Source organism: Kitasatospora sp. NPDC058492 (genome assembly GCF_042720685.1).
Classification (GTDB): Bacteria; Actinomycetota; Actinomycetes; order Streptomycetales; family Streptomycetaceae; genus Kitasatospora.
The window spans coordinates 25,737-36,485 of the sequence record NZ_JBHXMU010000035.1; the positions used below are offsets into that span (position 1 = coordinate 25,737).

Genomic DNA, 10,749 nt, shown 5'->3' on the forward strand with positions numbered 1-10,749 from the left:
CGCGTGAAGGACGAATGTGTCGACAGTGAGTGAACCCGTCAGCCTCTCATCCCCCAGGGGGGTGGACGCGGGCCTGACCCCCAAGCAGCTTGCGGACAAGTACGGCCTGGCCGTGAGCGGCAGGCGGCCCGGCCTGATTGCCTACACCAAGCAGCTCTGGGCCCGGCGCCACTTCATCTGGGCCTTCGCCACCGCCCGCCTGGTGGCCCAGTACACCGACGCCAAGCTCGGCCAGCTGTGGCAGGTCGTGACGCCGCTGCTGAACTGCGCGGTGTTCTACCTGGTCTTCGGTGTGATCCTGAAGAGCAAGGACAACTTCCCGCCGGACACCTACATCGCCTGGCTCTGCATCGGTGTCTTCGTCTTCCAGTTCACCCAGAACGCGGTGCAGTCCGGCACCCGGGCGATCGCCGACAACCTCGGGCTGATCCGCGCGCTGCACTTCCCCCGGGCCTCGCTGCCGATCGCGTTCACCGTGATCCAGCTCCAGCAGCTGCTGATCTCGATGGTGGTGCTGGTCGGCACCGTGCTGGTCAGCGGCATCAAGCCGGGCCGGACCTGGCTGCTGATCATCCCGGCCCTGGTGCTGCAGATGATGTTCAACACGGGCATCGCCCTGGTCATGGCGCGGCTCGGCTCCAAGACCAGCGACATCTCCCAGCTGATCCCCTTCGTGATGCGGGCCTGGATGTTCCTGTCCGGCGTGATGTTCAGCATCCAGGACAAGATCCAGGAGTGGCCCAAGTACATCCAGACGCTGATGGCCCTCAACCCGGCCTCGGTCTACATGGACCTGCTGCGGCACGCCTTCGCGCCGATCATCTACAACAAGCACCAGCCCTCGTACCAGGAACTCCCGCTCCACCAGTGGACCTACGCCATCGGGTGGGCGGTCGTGATGTTCGTGATCGGATACGTCTTCTTCTGGAAGGCCGAGGAGGAGTACGGCCGTGGCTGACGTCGAACTGAGCAAGCTGGACACCGTCAGGGACGCGGATGTCGCCCGCGAGCCCACCGTCGTCGTCGACGACGTGCACATCGTCTACCGGGTGCACGGCGCAGGCTCCGGCAAGGGCAGCGCCACCTCGGCGATGAGCCGCATCATCAGCCGCAAGCGCTCCGCGGGCGTGCGCGAGGTGCACGCCGTGCGCGGCGTCAGCTTCACCGCCTACAAGGGCGAGGCGATCGGCCTGATCGGCTCCAACGGCTCCGGCAAGTCGACCATGCTGGCCGCCATCGCGGGCCTGCTGCCGACCGAGAAGGGCGGCATCTACACCAACGGCCAGCCCTCGCTGCTGGGCGTGAACGCGGCGCTGATGAACGAGCTCACCGGTGAGCGCAACGTCATCCTCGGCTGCCTGGCGATGGGCATGGCGCCGGCCGACGTGCGCAGCCGCTACGAGGACATCGTCGAGTTCTCCGGCATCAACGAGAAGGGCGACTTCATCTCGCTGCCGATGCGCACGTACTCCTCCGGCATGGGCGCCCGCCTGCGCTTCGCCATCGCCGCCGCGAAGACCCATGACGTGCTGCTGATCGACGAGGCGCTGGCCACCGGCGACCAGGCGTTCCAGCAGCGCAGCAAGAAGCGGATCGACGAACTGCGCAAGTCCGCCGGTACGGTCTTCCTGGTCAGCCACGACAACAGCTCGATCCGCGAGGTTTGCGAGCGGACGATCTGGATCGAGGCCGGCGAGCTGATCATGGACGGTCCGACCGAAGAGGTCGTCGGCCGCTACGAGCGCGGCGAGCGCCCGTAATAACAGGCCGTCCAGGGGGCCGGTTCCGGGGATTTCCGGGGCCGGCCCCCTGTTCGTGCGCCCCCGCCGGTGCCCCGGGTGGCCCGCCGCCGCGGGGGTGAGCGCCCCCGTGCGCCGGGCGGGGCGCTCTTCTCCGGCGCGCCCCGTGGTGTCAGGCTGTATGCGCGGGGGCGGTGTGCCGGAGGTGGCGCCCCCGCTCGGACGCGTGTCCGAGTCGGGCCGGTGATGCCCAGCGGTGTAGAACGGGGGAGTGACAGCAGTGTCGGCTTCGGCCCAGCCCAGAGATACGTCGGTGAACCGCTCCGCGGGGGAGACCCTGGACAAGGCGGGCGCGGAGAACTTCCCGGTCGCCCCGTTCTTCCTGCCCGCGGCCTGGCGCGACGACCTGATGGCCGTCTACGGCTACGCCCGGCTGGTCGACGACGCCGGCGACGGCGACCTGGCCGATCCGGCCGCCACCGCCGCCCTGCTCGGGGTCGAGGCCACGCCCCCCGCCACCCCTTCGGCCCAGTCCGGCCCGCCGACTCCGCAGGAGGTCGCCTTCCGCCTCGCACTGCTGGACGGACTGGAGCGCGATCTCGACCGGGTCTTCGAGGCGGCGCTCCACCCGGGAGCCTCCGAGGGCCCCCGCCACCCGCTGCTGCGCAGCCTCGTCCCGCTGGTCGACCGGCACGGGCTCACCCCGGAGCCGTTCCGCCGCCTGATCGTGGCCAACCGGGTGGACCAGACCACCACCCGCTACGCCGGCTACGACGACCTGATCGGCTACTGCACCCTCTCCGCCGACCCGGTCGGCCGCCTGGTGCTGGCCATCGCCGGCGTCGCCACCCCCGAGCGGATCGAGCTGTCCGACGCGATCTGCAGCGCCCTCCAGGTGGTCGAACACCTTCAGGACGTCGCCGAGGACCTCGCCCACGGGCGGATCTACCTCCCCGCCGAGGACCTCGCCCGGTTCGGCGTCACCGAGGCGGACCTCGCCGCCCCCACCGCCAGCGGCCCGGTGCGCGAGCTGATCGCCTTCGAGGTGCAGCGGGCCCGCACCCTGCTCGACCGCGGCGCGCCATTGGTAGGTACGGTTCGGGGGAGGCTTCGACTGCTCCTGGCGGGATTCACCGCCGGCGGGTACGCGGCCCTGGCGGCCATCGAGGACGCCGGGTACGACGTGCTCGCGCAGCAGGCGAAGCCGGACAAGCGCCGCCTCGCAGCGAAGGCGGCGGCAATCTTCGCGAAGGGAAGGTGAACGCCCGAGTGGCGGCATCACCACTGGCGTCGGCCCAGGTCATGGCGGCGTACCGGTACTGCGAGGCAGTCACCGGACTTCAGGCACGCAACTTCAGCTACGGCATCCGGTTGCTGCCCGAACCCAAGCGGCTGGCCATGTCGGCCCTCTACGCCCTGGCCCGCCGGGTCGACGACATCGGCGACGGGGACCTTCCGTCCGACCGCAAGGCCGAGGCGCTGGTGCGCACCCGGGAACTGGTGGACGAGGTCCGCGCCGGGGTGGTCGCCGAGGACGACACCGACCCGATCAAGGTCGCCCTGGCCGACGCGGCCCGGCGCTTCCCGATCCCGCTCGGCGGCTTCGACGAACTGATCGACGGCGTCGAGATGGACCTCAAGGGCGCCGAGTACCAGACCTACGAGGAACTGAAGGTCTACTGCCGCTGCGTGGCCGGCTCGGTCGGCCGGCTCTCGCTCGGCGTGTACGGCTGCGACGACCCCGAGCGCGGCGCCGGCTACGCGGACACCCTGGGCCTGGCCCTGCAGCTCACCAACATCCTGCGCGACCTGCGCGAGGACGCCCTGAACGGCCGCACCTACCTGCCCGCCGAGGACCTGGCCCGGTTCGGCTGCGAGCAGGGCTTCGCGCTGCCCAGGCCGCCGGTCGGCGCCGACTTCACCGGCCTGGTGGCCTTCGAGGCCGCCCGCGCCCAGGCCGCCTTCGAGGAGGGCCTGCGGCTGCTGCCGATGCTCGACCGCCGCAGCCGGGCCTGCACCGCCGCGATGGCGGGGATCTACCACCGGCTGCTCGGCCGGATCGCCGCCGACCCCGAGTCCGTCCTGCGCGGCCGGGTCTCGCTGCCGGGCTGGGAGAAGGCGTACGTCGCGCTTTCCGGGCTCGCCGGGGGGCGTTCTTGATTCTCACCGCAGTTCTGTCACGCTGTGTCAGCGGGGAATCACAAGCGGGCAGAGCAGTGTTGACCAGGACCGGGCCGGTCACGAGCGTGCCGGCCGGAGCGACCGCCGCAGGGCGGTCCAGCAATCGCGAGGGGGAGGGCCGATGACCGGGCGAGCCGATGCCGCGCGCCCGGCCGCCGTGGTGGTCGGCGGCGGCCTGGCCGGGATCACCGCCGCGCTGCGGCTGGCCGAGGCCGACCACCGGGTCACGCTGGTCGAGGGGCGGCCCAGGCTCGGCGGGCTGGCGTTCTCCTTCCAGCGCGGCGAGCTGACCGTCGACAACGGCCAGCACGTCTACCTGCGCTGCTGCACCGCCTACCGCGGCCTGCTGGAGCGGCTCGGCGCCGCCCGGCTGGTCCACGTACAGGACCGGCTGGACGTCCCGGTGCTCTCCGTCGCCGGGCCGGACGCGGCCCCGGTGCGCACCCTCGGGCGGCTGCGCCGGGCCGGCCTGCCCGTCCCGCTGCACCTGGCCGGCAGCCTCGCCCGCTACCCGCACCTCGGGCCGGCCGACCGCGCCCGGGTGGTCCGTGGCGCGCTGGCGCTCCAGGGCCTGGACCTCGCCGACCCGGCACTGGACGAGATCTCCTTCGGCGAGTGGCTGCGCCGCAACGGGCAGAACGCGAACACCCTCGCCGCCCTCTGGGACCTGGTCGGCGTCGCCACCCTGAACGCCCGGGCCGACCAGGTGTCGCTGGCGTTGGCGGCGATGGTCTTCAAGACCGGCCTGCTCTCCGACCCGGGCGCCTCCGACATCGGCATGGCCGCCGTCCCGCTCGGCGTGATCCACCACGACCGGGCGCTCGCCGAGCTGGAACGCGCCGGCGTGAAGGTGCTGCTGCGCGCCCGCGTGACGGAGCTCAAGCCGGCGGTGCCCCAGCACGCCGTCCATCTGGAAGGCGGCGCGGAGCCGCTCTCCGCCGAGACCGTCGTGCTGGCCGGCGCCCAGGACAGCGCGGCCGCCCTGCTGCCCCCGAACGCCCTCCCCGGCCAGGACCGGCTGGCCGACTTCGGCACCGCGCCGATCCTCAACGTGCACGTGGTCTACGACCGCAAGGTGCTGCGCCGGCCGTTCTTCGCCGCCCTCGGCTCCCCGGTGCAGTGGGTCTTCGACCGCACCGCGCACTCCGGCCTGGCCGGCACCGGGCTCGGCCGGGCCCACCCCGGCGCCCAGTACCTGGCGCTCTCGCAGTCCGCCGTCCAGGACGAGATCGACCTGCCGGTCGCCGAGCTGCGCCGCCGGTACCTGCCGGAGCTGGCCCGGCTGCTCCCGGCCGCCGCCGGGGCCGAGGTGCTGGACTTCTTCGTCACCCGCGAGCGCACCGCCACCTTCGACCCGGCGCCCGGCAGCGCGCTGCTGCGCCCGTCGGCCCGCACGGACGTCCCCGGCCTGCTGCTGGCCGGCGCGTGGACGGCCACCGGCTGGCCCGCGACCATGGAGGGGGCCGTGCGCAGCGGCCACGCCGCGGCCGACGCGGCGCTCGCCGCGGCCGGCAGCCGGCTCCCGGTGGACCGGGGCGACGGGAGGTGGCCCCGGTGACGGCGGGCGCCGCCGGGGACCCCGCCAGAGCCGGCGGGCCTCCCGTCGACCGCACCGGCGGGAACGACACCGGCCGCACCGGCGGCACTGACAGCGGTGGCACCGGCACCAGCCGCACCGACCCGAGCCGCATCGACACCAGCCGCACCGACACCGGCCACATCGACATCAGCCGCACCGACAGCGCAAGCACCCGGCCGCCCCGGGCGGTCCGGCACCACGAGGGAGAGGGAACGCACGTGGAGTCACGCACCGGCATCGCCGTCGGAGGCACGGCGCACGCCGAACCGGTCTCGGTGCCGGAGCTGCTGGCCCGCAGCCGCACGCTCTGCACCCCGCCGCTACGGTCCGCCGTCGCCCGTTTGGCCGCACCGATGGACACCGTCGCCGCGTACCACTTCGGCTGGATCGACCGGGACGGCACCCCGGCCAAGGGCGACGGCGGCAAGGCCGTGCGCCCCGCCCTGGCCCTGCTCTCCGCCCGGGCCACCGGCGCCGCCGCCGAGGTCGGCGTGCCGGGCGGGGTCGCGGTTGAACTGGTGCACAACTTCTCCCTGCTCCATGATGATCTGATGGACGGTGACGAGACCCGGCGGCACCGGGCCACCGCCTGGACGGTCTTCGGTCCGGCCCAGGCGATCCTGGCCGGCGACGCCCTGGCGACGCTCGGCACGGAGGTGCTGCTCGACGCCGCGGTGACCGGCGGTACGAGCCCCACCGACGCCGCGCGTGCCGTCCGGCTGCTCACCACGGCGACCCGCCGACTGATCGACGGCCAGGCCATGGACGTCGCCTTCGAACAGCGCGACAGCGTCACCGTCGCCGAGTGCCTGGAGATGGAGGGCGGCAAGACCGCGGCGCTGCTGGCGGCCGCCTCGGCGATCGGCGCCGTCCTGGCCGGGGCCGACGACAAGGTCTCCGAACCGCTCCAGCGTTACGGCCACCACCTGGGCCTGGCCTTCCAGGCGGTGGACGACCTGCTCGGCATCTGGGGCGCCACCGAGGTCACCGGCAAGCCGCACTGGGGCGATCTGCGCCAGCGCAAGAAGTCCCTGCCGGTCGCCGCCGCGCTGGCCGAGGGCGGCGCGGCCTCGCGCCGGCTCGCCGAGCAGCTGGCCGACCCGAAGGGCCGCGGCGAGGAGGGCGAGCCCGAGCTCGCCGCCCGGGCCGCGCTGATCGAGGAGGCCGGCGGCCGCGCCTGGACCCAGGAGGAAGCCCGCCGCCAGCACACGACTGCCCTCGCCGCCCTGGACGAGGTGCCCATGTCCGACGAGGTGCGCGAGCACTTCGTCGCACTCGCCGAATTCGTGGTGGTACGAGAGAGGTGACGTTACGTTGACAGCAACCGCGGACGGCCGGCTCGACCCTGAGTACGATTCCGAGCCGGTCGCGGTGGGCGACCGCCCCCCGACCCTCCTGGGCGCCGGGCGGTGGCAGCCCGAAGACACCGACCAGCTCCGGCCGGCCGGTGAGGCGGACCTCGGAGCGGCCGACGCGCGGGAGGCACTGGCCCGCGCCACCACCCACCTGCTCTCGCTGCAGAGCTCCGAGGGCTGGTGGAAGGGCGACCTGGAGACCAACGTCACCATGGACGCCGAGGACTTACTGCTGCGGCAGTTCCTCGGGATCCGGACCGAGGACCAGACCAAGGCCACCGCCGAATGGATCCGGTCCCAGCAGCGGGAGGACGGCACCTGGGCCACCTTCCACGGCGGGCCGGCCGAACTGTCCACCACCGTCGAGGCGTACGTCGCCCTCAAACTCGCCGGCGACGACCCCGAGGCCCCGCACATGGTGGCCGCCGCGCGGTACGTCCGCTCCGCCGGGGGCATCGCGGCCGCCCGGGTCTTCACCCGGATCTGGCTCGCGCTCTTCGGCTGGTGGCCCTGGGAACGGCTCCCCGAGATGCCGCCCGAGATCATCTTCCTGCCCAAGTGGCTGCCGCTGAACATCTACGCCTTCGGCTGCTGGGCCCGCCAGACCATCGTCCCGCTGACCGTCGTCTCGGCCCACCGCCCCGTCCGTCCGGCGCCCTTCCCGCTCACCGAGCTGCACACCGACCCGGACCACCCCTACCCCGACCGGCCGCTCGCCCCCGCCACCAGCTGGGACGGCCTCTTCGAGCGCCTCGACAAGGTCCTGCACGCCTACCATCACCGCGCCCTGCGCCCGCTGCGCCGGCTCGCCGTCTCGCAGGCCTGCCGCTGGATCGTCGAACGGCAGGAGGCCGACGGCTGCTGGGGTGGCATCCAGCCGCCCGCCGTGTACTCGCTGATCGCCCTGCACCTGGAGGGCTACGAGCTGGAGCACCCGGTGATGCAGGCCGGACTCTCCTCCTTCGACCGCTTCACCGTGCACACCGAGGACGGCCGGCGCTGGCTGGAGGCCTGCCAGTCCCCGGTCTGGGACACCTGCCTGGCCACCATCGCGCTGGTCGACGCCGGGCTGCCGGCCGACCACCCGGCGCTGGTCTCGGCCGTCGACTGGATGCTCGGCGAGGAGATCCGCAAGGACGGCGACTGGTCCGTCCAGCGGCCCACGCTGGCCCCCGGCGGCTGGGCCTTCGAGTTCGAGAACGACACCTACCCCGACATCGACGACACCGCCGAGGTGGTGCTCGCGCTGGGCCGGGTCGACCACCCCGACCCGGCCAAGGTCGATGCGGCGATGGACCGCGGCGTGCTCTGGAACCTCGGCATGCAGTCCAAGAACGGCGCCTGGGGCGCCTTCGACGTCGACAACACCAGCACGCTGCCCAACAAGCTGCCGTTCTGCGACTTCGGCGAGGTGGTCGACCCGCCGTCCGCCGACGTCACCGCCCACGTGGTGGAGATGCTCGCCGAGACCGGCCGGGCCCGCGACCGGCGCACCCGGCGCGGCGTCGAGTGGCTGCTGCACAACCAGGAGGCGGACGGCTCCTGGTTCGGCCGCTGGGGCACCAACTACATCTACGGCACCGGCTCGGTGCTGCCCGCCCTGGTCGCGGCCGGCGTCCCGGACGAGCACCCGGCGATCCGGCGCGCCGTCCGCTGGCTGGAGGACCGGCAGAACACCGACGGCGGCTGGGGCGAGGACATGCGCTCCTACGAGGACCCGGCCCGCTGGGCCGGGCGCGGCGACTCCACCGCCTCGCAGACCGCATGGGCGCTGATGGCGCTGCTCGCGGCCGGCGAGGGCCCGGACGGCCGGGCCAACCCGGCGGTGGAACACGGCGTGGACTGGCTGGTGCGCACCCAGCTGCCCGAGGGCACCTGGGACGAGCCGCAGTTCACCGGCACCGGCTTCCCGTGGGACTTCTCCATCAACTACCACCTGTACCGGCTGGTCTTCCCGGTCACCGCGCTCGGCCGCTACCTGCACGGCAGCCCCGCCCTCGGCCGCCGCAACGGCGACACCCCGGCGATCGGGGCGGCGCGGTGACCACCGCCCCGCTGCTGGTGCTCTGCGCGCTGGGCCCCGAGGTCTGGGCGCTGCGCGGTGGCGACTGGCGCGGCGCGGCCGGCGGGCCGCCGGTGCTGGTGCGCACCGGCATGGGCCGGCGGCGGGCCGCGCTGACCGTCCGTCGGTTGCTCGGCTCCGCCCCCGGCGGCTACGGCGCGGTCGTGGTGGCCGGCTTCGGCGCCGCGGTCGGCCCGGGCGTGCTGCCGGGCGACATCGTGGTCGCCGACGGCGTGCGCGACGCGGAGGGGCACCTGTACCCCGTCGACTCCGGGCCGGAGCTCGCCAGGGCCCTCAAGGAACTCGGCCTGACCGCGCACGCCGGGGTGCACCACACCGCCGACCACGTCGTCCGCGGCCTCGAACGGCGCGCCCTGCACCTCCAGGGCGCGCTCGCCGTCGACATGGAGGCCGCCGCCGTGCTGGCCGCGCTGCGGGAACGGCGGCCGACGCTGCCCGCCGCCGTCCTGCGGGTGGTCGTGGACACCCCCGAGCGCGAACTGCTGCGGCCCGGCACCCTCCCGGCCGGGGTGCGTGCCTGGCGGACCCTGCGGGCGGCGGTACCCGCCCTGGTCGACTGGTACCGGCAGGAGTCCCGGCCCGGCCCCGCGGACCTGAACCACCCCACATCCTCGACGCTCCCCCAGGAGGCGAGCTAGCCATGGCCATGCCGTTGCGCCAGACCGTGCGGGTCGGCACCTACCTCATGCAGCAGAAGCTGCTCAAACGCCGGGACAAGTTCCCACTGATCGTCGAACTGGAGCCGCTGTTCGCCTGCAACCTCGCCTGTGAGGGCTGTGGCAAGATCCAGCACCCGGCGGGTGTGCTGAAGCAGCGCATGCCGGTGGCCCAGGCGGTCGGCGCGGTCCTGGAATCGGGTGCCCCGATGGTCTCGATCGCCGGCGGCGAGCCGCTGATGCACCCGCAGATCGACGAGATCGTCCGCCAGCTCGTCGAGCGCCGCAAGTACGTCTTCCTCTGCACCAACGCGCTGCTGATGCGCAAGAAGATGGACAAGTTCAAGCCCTCGCCGTACTTCACCTTCGCCGTGCACATCGACGGCATGCGCGAGCGGCACGACGAGTCGGTGGCCAAGGAGGGCACCTTCGACGAGGCGGTGGCGGCGATCAAGGAGGCCAAGCGGCGCGGCTTCCGGGTCACCACCAACAGCACCTTCTTCAACACCGACACCCCGCAGACCATCATCGAGGTGCTGGACTTCCTCAACGACGAGCTCAAGGTCGACGAGATGATGATCTCCCCGGCCTACGCCTACGAGAAGGCCCCCGACCAGGAGCACTTCCTCGGCGTCGACCAGACCCGGGAGCTCTTCCGCAAGGCCTTCGCCGGCGGCAACCGGAGCCGCTGGCGGCTCAACCACAGCCCGCTCTTCCTGGACTTCCTGGAGGGCAAGGCCGACTTCGAGTGCACCCCCTGGGGCATCCCCAACTACTCGCTGTTCGGCTGGCAGCGGCCCTGCTACCTGATGGCCGACGGCTACGTGCCCACCTACCGCGAACTCGTCGAGAAGACCGACTGGAGCAAGTACGGCCGCGGCAAGGACCCGCGCTGCGCCAACTGCATGGCGCACTGCGGCTACGAGCCGACCGCCGTACTCGCCACCATGGGCTCGCTCAAGGAGTCGCTGCGCGCCATCACCGAGACCATCGGCGCCAACCGCGGCCACTGAGCCGGTCGTTCGACCGCGCCACCGCTCCCGAGGACACCCCGTCCGGCCCGGGCCCCGCGCCCGGGCCGGCCCCGCCCCCGCCGGGCGGGCGGTCACCCCCGCCCCCACCAGGCGGGGGGGGTTCCCAAGTGACAGGTCACCAG

Annotated in this window: 9 protein-coding genes; all 9 read left to right on the forward strand. The window is 73.1% G+C overall.

Annotation, left to right across the window (positions count from 1 at the left end; genetic code table 11):
• Positions 1–16 precede the first annotated feature (16 nt).
• The 9 genes from ACFWPI_RS22865 to hpnH all read left to right on the forward strand — a co-directional run bounded on the left by ACFWPI_RS22865 (position 17) and on the right by hpnH (position 10,606).
• Positions 17–958 carry an ABC transporter permease gene (locus ACFWPI_RS22865; RefSeq protein ID WP_380373811.1) on the forward strand — a complete coding sequence of 314 codons (942 nt, stop codon included), beginning with the start codon at positions 17–19 and terminating at the stop codon, positions 956–958.
• Positions 951–1,760: an ABC transporter ATP-binding protein gene (locus tag ACFWPI_RS22870; protein WP_063350095.1), complete on the forward strand. Its 810-nt coding sequence runs from the start codon at positions 951–953 to the stop codon at positions 1,758–1,760. Before ACFWPI_RS22865 ends, ACFWPI_RS22870 begins: the two co-directional genes overlap by 8 nt.
• A 259-nt stretch (positions 1,761–2,019) precedes the next feature.
• Positions 2,020–3,000, forward strand: coding sequence for a squalene synthase HpnC (gene hpnC, locus ACFWPI_RS22875; protein WP_380373860.1), 981 nt, complete (start codon positions 2,020–2,022; stop codon positions 2,998–3,000).
• 41 nt (positions 3,001–3,041) lie between these two features.
• The gene (gene hpnD / locus ACFWPI_RS22880) at positions 3,042–3,899 is read left to right on the forward strand and encodes a presqualene diphosphate synthase HpnD (protein WP_063350097.1); all 858 of its coding nucleotides are present in this window, start codon (positions 3,042–3,044) and stop codon (positions 3,897–3,899) included.
• Between the two features lie 142 nt (positions 3,900–4,041).
• A complete protein-coding gene (gene hpnE, locus ACFWPI_RS22885; protein ID WP_380373808.1) occupies positions 4,042–5,478 on the forward strand; it encodes a hydroxysqualene dehydroxylase HpnE in 1,437 nt (478 codons plus the stop codon).
• A gap of 239 nt (positions 5,479–5,717) precedes the next feature.
• A complete protein-coding gene (locus tag ACFWPI_RS22890; protein ID WP_079136360.1) occupies positions 5,718–6,806 on the forward strand; it encodes a polyprenyl synthetase family protein in 1,089 nt (362 codons plus the stop codon).
• A 7-nt stretch (positions 6,807–6,813) separates the two neighbouring features.
• Positions 6,814–8,898 (forward strand): squalene--hopene cyclase, encoded by a 2,085-nt coding sequence (gene shc / locus ACFWPI_RS22895; RefSeq protein ID WP_244293508.1) that lies wholly within the window; start codon positions 6,814–6,816, stop codon positions 8,896–8,898.
• Complete coding sequence (locus tag ACFWPI_RS22900) at positions 8,895–9,575, forward strand: hypothetical protein (RefSeq protein ID WP_063350099.1); 681 nt, start codon at positions 8,895–8,897, stop codon at positions 9,573–9,575. Before shc ends, ACFWPI_RS22900 begins: the two co-directional genes overlap by 4 nt.
• A gap of 2 nt (positions 9,576–9,577) precedes the next feature.
• Entirely contained in the window at positions 9,578–10,606 is a 1,029-nt protein-coding gene (gene hpnH, locus ACFWPI_RS22905; RefSeq protein ID WP_063350100.1) for an adenosyl-hopene transferase HpnH, read from the forward strand.
• Positions 10,607–10,749 lie beyond the last annotated feature (143 nt).

Excerpts from the sequence above, each read along its gene's own strand:
- hpnH (WP_063350100.1), top strand. The coding sequence starts at position 9,578 with ATGGCCATGCCGTTGCGCCAGACCGTGCGGGTCGGCACCTACCTCATG.
- hpnD (WP_063350097.1), top strand. The coding sequence starts at position 3,042 with ATGGCGGCGTACCGGTACTGCGAGGCAGTCACCGGACTTCAGGCACGC.
- hpnE (WP_380373808.1), top strand. The coding sequence starts at position 4,042 with ATGACCGGGCGAGCCGATGCCGCGCGCCCGGCCGCCGTGGTGGTCGGC.